The sequence below is a fragment of the Novosphingobium sp. ST904 genome (genome assembly GCF_001298105.1).
Lineage (GTDB): Bacteria > Pseudomonadota > Alphaproteobacteria > Sphingomonadales > Sphingomonadaceae > Novosphingobium.
On record NZ_LGJH01000145.1, the window covers coordinates 12,554 to 26,475 of the forward strand.

The 13,922-nt window shown below is 63.2% G+C and carries 10 protein-coding genes; 6 read left to right on the forward strand and 4 right to left on the reverse strand.

The features are described 5' to 3' along the window. Window positions 1-18 precede the first annotated feature (18 nt). Window positions 19-1,284 carry an aminotransferase class V-fold PLP-dependent enzyme gene (locus ADT71_RS13520; RefSeq protein WP_054437582.1) on the reverse strand — a complete coding sequence of 422 codons (1,266 nt, stop codon included), beginning with the start codon at window positions 1,282-1,284 and terminating at the stop codon, window positions 19-21. 173 nt (window positions 1,285-1,457) lie between these two features. Between ADT71_RS13520 and ADT71_RS13525 the strand changes: the two genes are divergently transcribed. The 5 genes from ADT71_RS13525 (at window position 1,458) to ADT71_RS13545 (ending at window position 10,172) form a co-directional block, all read left to right on the forward strand. Continuing rightward, window positions 1,458-2,918, forward strand: coding sequence for a peptidase S10 (locus tag ADT71_RS13525; protein WP_054437583.1), 1,461 nt, complete (start codon window positions 1,458-1,460; stop codon window positions 2,916-2,918). 161 nt (window positions 2,919-3,079) lie between these two features. Beyond that, window positions 3,080-6,091 (forward strand): TonB-dependent receptor plug domain-containing protein, encoded by a 3,012-nt coding sequence (locus ADT71_RS13530; RefSeq protein WP_054437584.1) that lies wholly within the window; start codon window positions 3,080-3,082, stop codon window positions 6,089-6,091. A gap of 79 nt (window positions 6,092-6,170) precedes the next feature. Further along, the gene (locus tag ADT71_RS13535; protein ID WP_054437585.1) at window positions 6,171-7,340 is read left to right on the forward strand and encodes a pyridoxal phosphate-dependent aminotransferase; all 1,170 of its coding nucleotides are present in this window, start codon (window positions 6,171-6,173) and stop codon (window positions 7,338-7,340) included. Window positions 7,341-7,800: 460 nt separating this feature from the next. After that, entirely contained in the window at window positions 7,801-8,880 is a 1,080-nt protein-coding gene (locus ADT71_RS13540) for a hypothetical protein (protein WP_054437586.1), read from the forward strand. After that, window positions 8,877-10,172: an APC family permease gene (locus ADT71_RS13545; protein WP_054437587.1), complete on the forward strand. Its 1,296-nt coding sequence runs from the start codon at window positions 8,877-8,879 to the stop codon at window positions 10,170-10,172. Before ADT71_RS13540 ends, ADT71_RS13545 begins: the two co-directional genes overlap by 4 nt. A gap of 61 nt (window positions 10,173-10,233) precedes the next feature. Here ADT71_RS13545 and ADT71_RS33640 read toward each other — a convergent pair whose 3' ends face one another. The 3 genes from ADT71_RS33640 to ADT71_RS13555 are packed head-to-tail and all read right to left on the reverse strand — an operon-like array spanning window position 10,234 to window position 13,285. Continuing rightward, window positions 10,234-10,875 carry an amidohydrolase family protein gene (locus ADT71_RS33640; protein WP_231635870.1) on the reverse strand — a complete coding sequence of 214 codons (642 nt, stop codon included), beginning with the start codon at window positions 10,873-10,875 and terminating at the stop codon, window positions 10,234-10,236. After that, window positions 10,836-12,323, reverse strand: a complete 1,488-nt coding sequence (locus tag ADT71_RS13550; RefSeq protein WP_231635871.1) for a hypothetical protein — start codon at window positions 12,321-12,323, stop codon at window positions 10,836-10,838. Before ADT71_RS13550 ends, ADT71_RS33640 begins: the two co-directional genes overlap by 40 nt. After that, window positions 12,323-13,285 carry an ornithine cyclodeaminase family protein gene (locus tag ADT71_RS13555; protein WP_054437588.1) on the reverse strand — a complete coding sequence of 321 codons (963 nt, stop codon included), beginning with the start codon at window positions 13,283-13,285 and terminating at the stop codon, window positions 12,323-12,325. The genes ADT71_RS13550 and ADT71_RS13555 overlap by 1 nt, the downstream gene beginning before the upstream one ends. A 144-nt stretch (window positions 13,286-13,429) precedes the next feature. Here ADT71_RS13555 and ADT71_RS13560 point away from each other — a divergent pair, with 144 nt between their 5' ends. Next, window positions 13,430-13,909, forward strand: coding sequence for an Lrp/AsnC family transcriptional regulator (locus ADT71_RS13560; RefSeq protein WP_231635872.1), 480 nt, complete (start codon window positions 13,430-13,432; stop codon window positions 13,907-13,909). Window positions 13,910-13,922: the final 13 nt, after the last annotated feature.

The window sequence follows — 13,922 nt, forward strand, 5'->3', positions numbered from 1 at the left end:
CATTGCGTCTGGTTCCGATCAGGAGGAAATTGGCAGGGCGTCGATCAGGTGCTCGATGTCGTCCATCGAGTTGAACCACGAAGGACAGATACGGAAACGGTTGCGACTGAGCGTGATTGCAACGCCCGCGCGGGAAAGCGGCTCGGACAACTTCTTGTAGGCATCGGGCAAGGCACAAGTGAGCAACGGGCTTCGACAATTGGCGGGCGTCACCACGTCATAGCCCTTTGAGGGCAGCGCCTCATGCAGACGGCGGAGCATCGGCTGGCGATGCACCATGATGTTGTCGATCCCGAGTTCGAGCAGCCTCGCCAGCGACCAGTCGAGTTGCGCCATCACCGCATGGGAATGCGTGCCCATCGCGAACATGCCTTCGGCATCGGGCCGCGGGGTCATGTCGGCAATGCTCTGACCGGGCTCGTCGAACGGGTAGACGTGCGGCTTGAAGCTATCGAGCTGATAGTAACCGAACCGCTTGCGTTTGAGCCGTGCCAGACGGTCGGGCCGGACGTAAAGGAAACCTAGCCCAAAGTCGCCCATCAGCCACTTGTAGCTGGCCGTCGCCGCGAAATCGACGCCGCTTGCCTTCACGTCGATCGGCACGGTTCCGGCGGCATGAATGATATCGGCATAGACCAGCGCTCCGCGAGCATGAGCGATTTCGCAGATGCGCTTGAGGTCGTGCTCGAAGCCGTTGTAGGTCGAAACCAGTGAGAGACTGACAAGCCGTGTGTCCGGGCCGATCGCCTTTTCGTAGGCATCCGGGTCTATGCGTCCGTCTTTCGGCCGTATCCAGCGCACGTCAACGCCTTGCCTTGCAAGCTGATCGTAGAGCCAGAACGAACCGAAGAAATGGAGCGTATCGGTAACGACGCTGCCCTTCGCCGCCGGAAGATCGAGCGCATCGACGATCGACTGTTCGCCTGCAGTCGTGCTCTGGACGAAAGCCAGATCTTCCGGCGCGGCATTAATGAGGCGCGCGAAAGCAGCCTTGATCCGCACCTCCGTATCGTGGCTGGACCATTCCCGCATTTCGGCACGGGACTGGAGATAGGCATCGACCGAAGCCTTCGCGGGCAAGGGCACCGGATGCATCGTGCCGGAATCGAGATAGACCCTTGGCATAGCCGCAAAGTCGCCGGGGCGAGCAAGCGATACCCCCTTTACGGAAGCGGCCAGAGCTTCGCCTGCCATCGCCGGAGCCAGCGGCAGAAGCGTTGAAGCCCGCAGGATATTTCTGCGAGAGAGGCGCGGCGAAGGGGGCGAATCGGTTCGCTGGATCATTTACGCATCCTATGCAAAGGCTGGCGCATAAGAATTGCGCATTTCAAAACTTCAGCCGCTCTCATGTCCCCGGTGGATGAGGGCGTCACAGCGGCTGAAATCCATTTCGCGCATAATCTTGCCTTGGCAACTGGGCTAGGCTCTCACCGTTGTCGAACCAAAAAGGCCCGTCCATGCCGTCAAAGTCCGCTCGCCTGCTGGCTTCATCACTGTCTTTCCTTGCGCTTGTCGCTTGCCAATCGATCGGCACCGCGGAGAGGCAGACCGGCAGCCTCCCTGGCGACCTCTGCGGAAAGGGCATTGTCGGTGCGGCTTCCAAGCTTGGCGGTCTGGACTACACGACATGTGCCGGAACGATCGAGATCGACGATGCGAATGGCGTCAAGGCGGCGGACCTGTTCTACACCGCCTACTTCGCGAAAGCCGCTTCCCCCCAAAAGCCGCGCCCCATTGTTTTCATCTGGAACGGCGGTCCGGGCGCGGATTCCCGCCTGCTCCAGTTTCATGCCCTTGGACCACGCACGCTCCAAGGCGATGTTCTGGGCGATAATCCGGCAAGCCCCCTTCCCGTCGCCGACCTCGTGTTCCTCGACCCTGCCGGAACCGGCTTCAGTCGCGCCGTTTCGGAAGGAGCGGCCAGGCAGTTCTATTCGACGAACGGCGATCTTGCCGCCACGGCTCAGTTCATCCAGCGCTTCCTGAAGTCCCACGAGCGTGAGGGCGCACCCGTCTACCTCGTTGGCGAAAGCTTTGGCACATGGCGCGCCGCAGGCGTGGCGGAGGCGCTGATCGACCGTGGACAACCGGTCGCGGGGATCGCGCTCGTATCCGGCGGCATTCCAATGGGCGAGGAACGCGACCGCGCCCTGATGCGTGCGCTTACCCTTCCCAACCGCACGGCGACGGCTCTGGCTCTCGGCAAACTCGATGCCGCGCTCACAGCGGATCGCGCCAGAACCCTCGCCGATGCGGAAACATGGGCGCGCACGGTCTGGTATCCCGCGCTGGCCCACCCGGATAGGCTGGACGACACTTCCCGTACCAACGTCGTCGCCGGACTGTCGCGCTTCATGGGCCTCGCACCTTCGATGATAGATCCGAAGACGCTGTGGGTTTCGCCCAGAGAGTTCCGAACCAAACTCCTGGGCGCGAAAGGCAAGACCCTGGGCGTATTCGATATGCGGCAGACGGCACCGGCATCCGACGAAAAAGCAGGAAGCGCCGCAATCATCAAATTCTATCGGCAGGTTTTGAACTATCGCGCCGGTCAATATGCCGGGATCGATATCCCAGAACTCCCCGTTGGCAACGACTGGCAGTATGACCAGTCACCCATCACCAAGGAATCGCTGGCCCGCGCCATGGCGGGCGAAGGTCCGCCCAGTGCCTCCCAGCCCTGGGTGCTTCGCGCTCTGGAAAAGGCACCGACGATGAGGGTGTTCGTCGCGACGGGCCTTTACGATTCACTCAATGGCTGCGCAGCCAACGGCCAGGCCGCTCGCGATTTTCCCGAGCCTCTCGCGCACCGGATCGAGGCACACTGCTACGGCGGTGGCCACATGATGTACGAGGAAGCTTCGGAAGCCCCTCAATTTGCAAAAGACCTATCCAGCTTCTTCAGCAAGTCCCATTGAGCTGAGATATCGGGTTAGAAAATTCACATCCGCCTCCATGAAGGTAATTTTAATTCAATCAAGGTTCGCACCGCCCCTCACTTCGCAAAACCCTCGCTTGCTGCATGCGCTAGGTTCTCCTCAGGGAAAGAACACGCAGACAGAACATGAGGGGTAGTTCGATGATCCAGTCACGCATCGAGAGGGCGGGCTTTGCCGCGCTCATGGTTTCCACCGCAGCGGCCGCGCTGCTGGCCGGCGCACCGGCGCAGGCGCAGGATCTGGCGCCCACCGCCGACGACGGCGTACCGGCTGCGGACATCGTCGTTACCGGCTCGCGCATTCGCCGCGACGCTGCCGACGAGACCGCGCCGCTCAATATCGTGGATAGCCAGACCATCTCGGATCGCGGCTACATCAGCGCTTCCGACGCGCTCAACCAGCTCACGTCCAACAGTCCGATGCTCAGCCAGGCGGACGGCAGCGGCGAAGGCAGCGGGTCGGGGCAGCAGTTCCCCAATCTCTTTGGCCTTGGCGCTGGTCGCACGCTCACCCTGCTGAACGGTCGCCGCATGGTGACCAGTTCCTCCGGTCTCGGCGACGCGCAGGTCGATGCCAACATCATCCCGCTTGGCCTGCTCGACCGCGTCGAAGTGGTCCAGGGTGGTGGCGCTGCAGTCTACGGTTCGGATGCCATCGCGGGCGTGGTCAACTATGTGCTCAAGGACAAGTTCGAGGGCCTCGAACTCGATGCGCAGAACGGCATCTCCTCGCGCGGCGATTATCATACCTACAGCCTTCGCGGCACCGCGGGCAAGAACTTCGCGGACGGACGCGGCAATATCGCGATCGACGTGAACTACGCCAGGACCCCCACGCTGATGTTCGCGGACCGGCCGCTTTCGGCACTGGGCCGCCTGACGGTCAGCAACCCCGCCGACCAGTCCGCAACCGACGGGATTCCGGCGGTCAAGGAACTGCTCGACGCGCACTTCTGGGAGTTCAACTCCAACGGCGTCCTGTTCAACGCGCCCGCGCCGTTCACCCGCTTCCTCACCCAGTCGAACGGGACGCCGCTTCAGTTCGACTCCAGCGGTAATGTCGTTTCCTACGATCCGGGAACCGATGTTGGCATCCCGTTCTCCAGCGGCGGCCAGGGCTTCTCCTACCGCGACCTTGCGGGGCTGCGAACCGGCGTCGAGCGCTTCACGGGCAACCTGATCGCGCATTACGACCTGACCGATGCGATCACCCTGCGCACCGAACTGCTCTATGCCCATACCGCCGGAACCGAGATCCCGCAGGGCCAGAGCCGCACGATCCTGAACTACGGTACTTACGCCGGTCCGGTGATCTTCACGATCAATAACCCCTATCTCACCGATCAGGCGAAAAGCGTGCTTTCGTCAGCGAACCCCGGGTTCGCCGCCGGTGCTCCGCTGTTCCTGTCGAAGTACTTCTACGACCTGACGCCGGACAACCTGCAAAGCTACAAGACCGACACCTACCGCGGCCTGCTCGCCGTTGACGGAGAGTTCTCGGCCGGAAGCCGCAACTTCTACTGGACGGTCTCGGGAAGCTATGCCCGCGTCGATGGTTCGCAGCGCCGCTGGGAAGTCGACAATGCCAAGTACAGCAACGCGATCAATGCCGTGCTTTCGGGCGGCCAGATCGTCTGCGGCATCAATGCCGACGCCGATCCCGTCAACAATGACGCCTCGTGCGCCCCCATCAATCCGTTCGGCAACGGCAACGTCTCCAGCGCCGCGCAGCAGTATGTGAGCGTCCGCGCTGGCCTGGACTATCGTAACGAGCAGACCGACTTCCTCGCCACGCTTGGCGGCGACATAATCCAGCTTCCCGGCGGCACCGCCAAGTTCAGCCTGGCATACGAGCACCGCGATGAGCAGGTGTCCTACACCCCGCTCGCAGCGAACCAGCAGGGCCTGTTCGGCGGCGGCACCATGGAAGTCGCCCAGTCTGCCGGCTACAACACGGACGAACTTTCGGCAGAACTGCTGATCCCGATGATCGACAGCGCGATGAACGTACCGATCGTGCGCATGCTCGAAGCAAGCGCGGCGGGCCGCCTCGTCGACAATTCGATCGCGGGCAAGGAGCAGGTCTGGGATCTCGGACTTCGCTGGCAGCCGCTCGACGGGATTACCCTGCGCGTTAGCCGCAGCCGTAACTTCCGCGCGCCCACGCTTGCGATGAAGTTCTCGCCGACGACCACCTCGCTCGGTTCGGTGGGCTACGATCCCTGCGATGCCGACCGCATCAACAGCGGTTCGAACCCTTCGGTTCGTTATGCCAACTGTCTGGCGGCCTTCACCGCCAATCCGAACTACGGCGTGGAAGCAGATGGCACCAATGCAGGAAAGAGCGCAGCCGAGCGTCTCGCGGCGTTCCAGGACCCCGCCGAGAACTTCGAGCGCGCGACCATCACCAGCGGCGGCAACGCAAACCTGCGCAACGAGATTTCCGATACCTTCACGTACGGCGTGGTCCTCCAACCCCGGTTCATCCCGGGCCTGACCATCAGCGCGGATCGCATCGAGATCGACCTCAAGGACGGCCTCTCGGCCTTCACCACCGAGGACTTCACGGCGGCCTGCTATGATAATACCAACCCTGATCCCGCCGTCTGCAATGCCTTCACCCGCATTGCCTCTTCGGACGGCGTGAGCCCGGGCGGCACGATCCTCGCCGGCACGACGACCACCTTCAACGCCGGTGTCGTGAAGTACCGCGGCGAAGTCTACGCCGTCGACTACACCTTTGAACCTGGGAACATCGGCGCATTCCACCTCGGCGTGAACGCGACGCACAACACGCTCCTGACCACCTCGGTCACTGGCGAGAACTACGTCCGCACCGACAACACCTATGAAAAGCCAACCTGGGAAGGCCGTTTCAATCTGGACTGGACCAAGGGTCCGGTCCGGCTGAGCTACCAGGCCTATTACCTCGACAAGACCAAGGCCGCTTACGACGCGACCATCGAGACCACGCCCAACCCGCTGCTCGACAGCAACCTCACGCACTCGATCTCGATGCAGTTCGATACAGGCCGCATGATACTGCGCGCCGGCATCGACAACTTCACCGACGAGGCGCCTTCCTATCCGCAGATCGCCTATGGCGACATCCTCGGCCGCCGCTTCTGGGTCGGCGCCAAGCTGAAGATGTGACGGATTCTGGCGGCGCCGGGACCATTCCCCCCGGCGCGCCTCCATCCACAATCCAGCTCTATCCGGCAGATTCGAGAACATGGCTTCCAGCCCAGACGACCAGACTTCGAAGTCCTACGCCCAATGGGTAAGGCGCTCGATCATCCGGAACAGCAATTCCCGCAGCCTTCTCGTCAGCCTGTTCGAAAGTTCGGTACCCGAGCCGAAGGATCTGCTGCGCGAAGTGCTTCTCGAAGGTTTCGAGAATGGCATAAGCTCCCGCTATGCCAGTACTTTCGTGAAGGGGAACCCCTTCCTCGTCGCCGCGCTGGCGCGTGATTACGGTGTGCGTGAGGAACAGGTCCTGACCACCACCGGCGCAACCGGCGCGCTTTCGCTGATCTACCGTGCCCTGCTCAAGGCGGGTGATCGCATCCTTATCGAGAACCCCAGCTTCGAGCTGTTCGGCAGTCTTGCGCAGTCCGTCGGCATCGCAGTCGATACGTTCGAGCGCCCCGCTCCCTACTTCACGATCGATCCCGCCGAAGTCGAGGCACGCATCCGGCCCGAAACACGCATGATCGTCCTTTCGAACCTGCACAACCCGTCGGGAATGCCGGTCTCGGATGATACCATGCGTGCGCTCTGCGCCGTGGCGGATCGGCATGACGTGGTGCTGGTGGTGGACGAGGTCTATGCGCCCTATGCCGGGGACCGGTTGCGGCCTGCCGCCTCTCTTGGTGCTTCGCCACGCGTGCTTTCGGTCAACAGCCTGACCAAGATTTTCGGTCTCAGTACCCTGCGCTGCGGATGGATCGTCGGCGATGAAAGCCTGGTGGCGCCGGTTCGCGAACTGGCGCGAGAGGTGGAGTTTGCCATCTCGAACCTTGCGCACGCGGTTGCCGCGCTGGTCGTCGAAAATCCGGCGCGCTTTCAGGAGAACACCTTCTCGGTGATCGCAAAAGCCAGGCCGATCATAGAATCCTATCACGCCTACTGGACCGCTGAAGGACTGGTGGAAGGGACATTGCCCGAAAGCGGCTGCATCGCCTTCCCCCGCCTCGTCGGGATCGGAGATACCGAGCATTTCTCCGGCTGGCTTTCCGATCGCTGCGGAGTATTGGTGGCCCCGGGGGAATACTTCGGCGCGCCCGGACATATCCGCCTGGGTTTCGCAATGGAGCCGTCGCGCCTCGATTATGGCCTTCAGGCTCTGACCGACGGCCTCCTGACCTACCGGGAAACCCATAGACTTCTGGAATTGCCATGATCCTGACGCCGCAGCAGCCCTTCGGTCGCAAAAAGAAGTCTCCGCGTCGCCTTTCGGCGTTGACGGGGATCGCGCTTGTCGCGGCGTCTGCCGGACCCATTCCGACGCAAGCGGCCGAGCCGCCGGCCGAGAGGGTCCTCATCGATGCGCGGGTTTCGAAACCCGATCCCGCGCATCCTGTCCGCGCCGAGCTGAGGCTACGTCCCTGTCTCAGCCGGCGCGGACAGTTCACCCGCAACTGCGGGCTACATTTCCTATTCCCGCCCTCAGACCGGCAGGAATGCAAAGACCGAACGGCCGGTGATCTTCGCCTTCAACGGTGGACCCGGCGCTTCGGCCGCCTATCTCCACATGGGCCTGCTCGGCCCCGTGCTCGCGCATGTTCCGCAAGACCCTGCCGATACGAACGCGGCGCCGGCGGCACCCTGCCCGGCCCGTCAAAACTCTATGACGTGGCGACGTGGTCTTCATCGATCCACCCGGCACGGGATTTTCGGAGCGCCCCGCCGGTGCGGCAGGCGCGCCTTACAGCACGGTTGAGGGCGATGCGAATGCGGCGGCGGATGTCTTGCGCCAATGGCTCACCAGCCACGGGCGGCATCACTCACCGTTCTATATCCTCGGCGAAAGCTACGGCACGATCCGCGCGGTTGCGATGCTCGATGCGCTGGACCGGCAGGGCCTGGCTGCGAACGTGCGCGGCGTCGTCCTGCTGGGGCAGGCGCTCAACATGATCGAGACCTCGCAGCGCCCCGACAACGTCGTGACTTACGCCGTATCGCTGCCAACGCTGGCCGCCATCGCCTGCTACCACGGCATGGTGAAAGCGCCCTGCACGGCGGCAGGCGTGACCGACGCGGCGGCAAGCTTCGCCCGCGAGGACTACCTTCCCGCCCTCTATCGCGGCCGAGACCTGCCTCAGGACGAGCGTGATCGGCTCGCTGCACGGCTTGCCGAACTGACCGGCATTCCGGCCGCTTTCTACCTCGCAAACGACCTGCGCATTTCCAAGGAACGCTTTCGCGTCGAACTGCTGCGTGCAAAAGGCAAGGTCATGGGTCGTTACGATGCCCGCTATCTCGCCGATCGTCCCGCAAACGTGACGACGATGATGCCGGGCGATCCCTCATCGTCGATCTCGGACATTTTCGGCAAGGCGATGACCGTCTATCTGGGCGACACGCTCAAAGCTCCCGGCGCCGATACCTACAAGGTGATCGCCCGCTTCGAAGGCGGATGGAGCTATGGCGCAGAGGATTCGCCTTTCGCCGACTGGCCGTTCATGTCCGTGGTCGAGCGCCACGCGGCAACCAACGCTTGCCTGCGGCTTTTCGTCGGCACCGGGATCTACGATACCACCACGACCATCGGCGCGGCCGATTACCTCTTCGCACAATCCAGCCTGCCGAAGACGCGCTATCGCAACGAGCGTTATGTCGGCGGCCATGTATTCTATTCCGACGATGGCAGCCGCGCGCGGTTCCAGTCGGATCTCGTCGATTTCATCAATGCGGATAGCTGCCGGGGGGCGCAAAAGTGAGTGATGCTGAACATGCCTTGCGCAAGGGCATCGGCCTGTGGGGCGTGGTCTCGCTGGGGCTTGGCACGGCAGTCGGTGTTTCGATCTTCTCGGCCGTCTCCCCCGCCACCGCGCTCGCCGGACCGGGAATGTTGCTATCGGTGGTGATCGCGGCGCTGCCGATGTACCTCATCGCCGTCAGCTATGCCTACCTGGGCTCTGCCGATCCGGTTTCCGGCGCAAGCTTCGTCTGGCCATCGCGCTATCTTCACCCGACACTCGGGTTCTTCATCGCCTGGATGCGGATCATCGCCAACATGGGGGCAATGGTCGTGCTGGCGCTGGTGCTGGTCCGATACGTCTCGATGCTCGTGCCGCTACCGGTCAAGCCGACAATGTTCGCGGTACTGGTACTGGCGTTGCTCGCCAATCTGGTCGGCGTCCATGTCGCCACCCGCGCGCAAACTGTTATGGTCGGCGGGCTGATTCTGTTGTTCGGCCTGTTCGTGATCTGGGGCGGCATCACCGTGTCCGAGCCGGCCCGGCTCGAACCGTTCCTGCCGCGCGGACTGCACGGCGCCTTTGCCGCCGCGCCTCTTCTCATGGGTCTGTTCTTCGGCATCGAGGCAGCGACGGAAGCGGGCGGCGAAGTGGCCAACAGCCGCCGCAACATCCCGATCGGGATCGCGGTCGCCATTGGTTCGGCCACGGTTCTCTACGTCGCCGTAGCCTTCGTGGCGCTGACCGTGCTCGGCCCCGCCACGCTGGCCGGCAGCGAAGCGCCGATCCTCGAAACCGCCAGTCGCTTCATGGGACCGCTCGCCGTGCCGGCGATCGTGCTGGCCGCCATCGCCGCGATCGGCACCAGCCTGAATTCCATCTTCACGATGTTCAGCCGCAGCCTTTTCGCGATGGCCGAAGCGGGAGTTCTGCCCCGGGCGATCGCCAGCGTCCATCCCCGCTCGCACGTGCCGCACGTGGCACTGTTCACCGTCTTCGGAATCGGCTGTGCCGGCCTGCAGATGCCGATGGAACTGACCTTCCTCTTCCTCGCGGTCAACATCCCCAATCTCGTGAAGTATGGCAGCATCTGCCTGTCCGCCGCACGAGTGGCGAGGAGCTATCCCGAACTGCACAGCGGCGCAGGGTTCCGTCCGGCACGCGGCGTGATGATGACACTGGGCTGCGCCGGTACGGTCTGCGCGCTTGCCCTCATCGTGATCGGCCTCGAAGCGGATTGGCGGCCCTATGTCCTTCTGCTGGGCTGGGGCTTCCTGGGCGCGGTATGGTACTTCGCCCGTCGGCGCAGCTAGAAGCTCAAAAACCGGTTTACGAGAAAAGAGGCAGGTGGCGACGCCCCCTGCCTCTTTTCGTTCAGAACGCGAAGTCCTCGTGCGCCTCCGCTCCCGATCCGCCCATCAGCGCGACGGGCTTCGCGGCTGCTGCCGGTGCAACGACCTTGGGCGGCTCCGCAAAAGGCTTCACGCCCACCTCGCCCCAGATTTCCGACGGGAAGTACACCGTCCCACCCTTCACGACCATGGCCATGCGGTGGATCGCCGAGAGATCCTCCAGCGGGTTTCCGTCAAGCAACACGAAGTCGGCATACTTGCCCTTTTCGACCGAGCCATAGGACTGGTCGCGATGCATGTACTGTTCCGGTCCAAGCGTGCCGATCTTCAACACATCGGCCACGGGAAGCCCAGCCTCCGCGTAGATCTGCAACTCGCGGTGGACCGACAGGCCCGTGGCATCGTCGGTCCCCGGCAGGAGCGTGATGCCGCGCCTGTGCATGTCGCGCAGCAGCGCCTTGATCGTCACGAAGGCGCCGTCGTAACCGGCGGCATCCTCGGGCGTCTTGATCGGGGCAATGCCCTGGCGGCGATTGCGCTGCACGCCAACCGGCAGATGATCGAAATAGCCCGCGACGGCCGGACTGATCTTGCCGTCCCGGCTCATCATCAGCAGTTCGAGCGTCACTGCCGTAGGATCGAGCGCGATGTGCTTCGCCTGCATAGTGTCGAGCGTCGAAGCGACGCGCGGCGAGGTGATGTCCAGCCCTGCCGTCCGCCGCATGGCGTGAGCCGCAGCGGCGTGCGGGTATCTTCCTTGGGATCGAGCACCCAGCCCAGCATGAGCTGGTTGATGTGCGTCACTTCGTCATAACCCGCCGCGATCATCGCATCGGCATTCGTAAAGGCCGGGATATGCCCGGTTACCCCCATGCCGCGCCGCTTGGCTTCCCTGACCACGCTGGGCACCCATTCGGGATTGAAGCTGTTATAGATCTTCACCTGCCAGTAGCCGCGCGCACCGTACCAGCGCACCGCGTCGAGCGCCTCGGCCTCGCTACCGGCGATGAAGCCGTTGCGCGAACTGTAGGGGCTTCGCCCTTCGAGGAAGCCATTGCGCACGATGCGTGGCCCCGCCACTTCGCCCGCATCGATGCGGCGAGTCAGGTCGATCAGGAAGGCGTTCTCGTTGCCCATGTCGCGCACGCTGGTCACGCCCGAGGCGATGTACAGCAATGCCGATTGGAGCGAGACGTGAGCATGCATGTCATGCAGCCCGGGGATGACCACCCTTCCCGCACCTTCGACCGTGGCCTCGCCGGGCGAGGCAGGGCTGTCGAGCGGTTCGACCGAGGCGATCTTGTCTCCGAACACGACTATCGAAACCGGATCGCCCAGCTTGCCGCTGGCCGGATCGAAGACTCGCACGTCACGGATGCGGATCGGCGCGTCGTAGTTATGCGCGACCTTTTTCTGGATCGCGGCGAAACGGGCAGCCGAACGCTCTGCCGCGATTTTCGCCAGTTCGCCGGCATAAGGCGCAAGACTTTCGCGGACGGTGGCATTGGTCGGCGAATAGGCCGCCACCAGAGCGCCCTTGTCATCGAGCAGGATGGCGCTCGGCGTAAGACCGATACCTTTGACGAGGAAGGCGCGATAGGCAGTGGCGCCCAGCGAGACCGGCGCTTCCTCTTCCAGCGAAAGCGTGCCGCCGGGGGCTGCCGGCAAGGCATGATCGCTATCCGCCAGCAATGCGCGGGCATAGATGCCGAGCGAGAACGGGCTTCCTTCCTGCGCGACATAGAGCGTGGGTAACTTGGCCTGCATGGCGCCCTTGCCGGTCGTATCGACCCAGGACAGGCGCTTGCCTCTGGCAGTGAACTGCTCGTCCACCTTGTTGCCGAACGTCGAGGTACCCTGAAGGGTCCAACTCGTGGGCAGGCCATTGTCGTCGAGCACGATCGCCTCGTGCATGGTCGGGCCTCGGCCATTGCTCTTGACGTCATGGTCGATCGAGACGGTATTGCCCTGAACGTCCGCATAAACGTGGCCGACGTTCTCGCCATTGTCGATCACCGCGAAGCGCTCGGCCTCGGCGTGAAGTGCGCCGGCTGAAAGTGCGATCGTGGAACAGGCGAGCAAGCGCAGGGCCGCAGTTCGTTTCAGGTGCATCAGTTCGAATTCCGGCTTGCGTGAAAGATATGGGCAGCGGATGCAAGATCCTGCACCGCATGGCCGAGCGACTTGTAAACGGTGATTTCGTCGGCACTGCGCCGACCGGAGGCGCGCCCAAGCAGCACTTCACCGATTTCGGCAACGATGTGATCGTCACTCACGACGCCCGCCGCCCTGGCCACCAGGAATTCCGCTGCCGCATCGAGCGCGGAGGCCTTGCTGTCGGCGATGAAGCGGGCGGCCAGGACCAGTGCATTGTCGACCTCGACCGGGCCCGGGCCGCTTGATCCCACGATATTGACATGCGTTCCTGCGCGCACCCATTCGCCGAGCAGGATCGGCTGCCGGGCGCCGGTCAGCGTGCAGATCACATCTGCTTCGGCCGCTGCGGTCCTGGCATCGAAAGCCACTTCCACAGGTAGGCGCCCGCTCCAGGCATCGACGACGGCCTGCGCTTTCGCGGCATCGCGGCCCCAGATGAGAATGCGTTCGAAACGGCGCACCAGCGGCAGCGCCTCAAGGTGGGAATGGACCTGACCGCCGGTCCCCATCAGCAACAGTACTTTCACATCCTCACGCGCCAATGCGTCCGTGCCGACGGCCGTTGCTGCAGCGGTGCGGATATGCGTGATCTCCTCGGCATCGGCGACGCAGACCGGGCGCCCCTCCACCGGCTCAAACAGGGTCACGACGCCGCGATGGCGGCGTACGCCGGGGTTGTCCGGCTCGGCGAAGACGCTGATGAGCTTTGCCCCGAACATGCCCTGATCTGAAAGTGCGCCGGGCATCAGGCCGAAAGTCCGGCCCTCTCCCATGTGGATCATCGTTCGCAGCAACTGGCGCGTCTCACCGCGCGAAAGCGCTTTCATCGCTTCCCGCACGACTTCGATGCAAGAAGGGTAGTCAAGCAGGGCGCGCACGTCCTCCGCATCGAAGATCGACAGTTCGCTCCGTTTCATATCCCTGATCCGTCCCTGTTGCCGGCTATCGGCTCCTCAAGCATCACTGATAGCGCGCTGCGGCGAAATATCTCGACCTTTGTTGCGCTCATGCGCAATTGCGTGGCATGTTCAAACCAACAAACCAGAACAGGGAGCATAATCTTGCCTGCCGAACTTGACCGGCTCGACATGAAGATCCTCGATCGCCTTCAGATCGACGCCTCCGAATCTTCCAGCGAGATCGCTGACCGCGTGGGGCTTTCCCAATCGCCCTGCTGGCGCCGCATGCAGCGGCTCAAGGAGGAGGGTTATGTGCGCCACACCGTGGCGATCCTCGACCGTGAAAAGTTCGGCGAAAGCATGTTCATCTTCGCCCAGCTCAAGATGTCTCGCCTGTCGGACGACGACCGTGACCGGTTCGTCCACGCAGTGGAGGCAACACCGGAAATCCTCGAAGCCTACACGCTGTTCGGTGAAATGGACGTGATGCTCAAAGTCCTGGCCCCCAACATCGCCTGGTACCAGAACTTCACGTTCCGGACCCTGCTCCGCCTGCCCGGTGTGGAGGACGTGCGCTCCACGGCAACGCTCTCGGAACTCAAGTGCACGCACCGGCTACCGCTGCCGTCGTTGCCGGGTTGAAATCCCCACCTAG

Excerpts from the sequence above, each read along its gene's own strand:
- ADT71_RS13520 (WP_054437582.1), bottom strand. The coding sequence starts at position 1,284 with ATGATCCAGCGAACCGATTCGCCCCCTTCGCCGCGCCTCTCTCGCAGA.
- ADT71_RS13525 (WP_054437583.1), top strand. The coding sequence starts at position 1,458 with ATGCCGTCAAAGTCCGCTCGCCTGCTGGCTTCATCACTGTCTTTCCTT.
- ADT71_RS13530 (WP_054437584.1), top strand. The coding sequence starts at position 3,080 with ATGATCCAGTCACGCATCGAGAGGGCGGGCTTTGCCGCGCTCATGGTT.
- ADT71_RS13535 (WP_054437585.1), top strand. The coding sequence starts at position 6,171 with ATGGCTTCCAGCCCAGACGACCAGACTTCGAAGTCCTACGCCCAATGG.
- ADT71_RS33640 (WP_231635870.1), bottom strand. The coding sequence starts at position 10,875 with ATGCAGGCGAAGCACATCGCGCTCGATCCTACGGCAGTGACGCTCGAA.
- ADT71_RS13550 (WP_231635871.1), bottom strand. The coding sequence starts at position 12,323 with ATGCACCTGAAACGAACTGCGGCCCTGCGCTTGCTCGCCTGTTCCACG.
- ADT71_RS13555 (WP_054437588.1), bottom strand. The coding sequence starts at position 13,285 with ATGAAACGGAGCGAACTGTCGATCTTCGATGCGGAGGACGTGCGCGCC.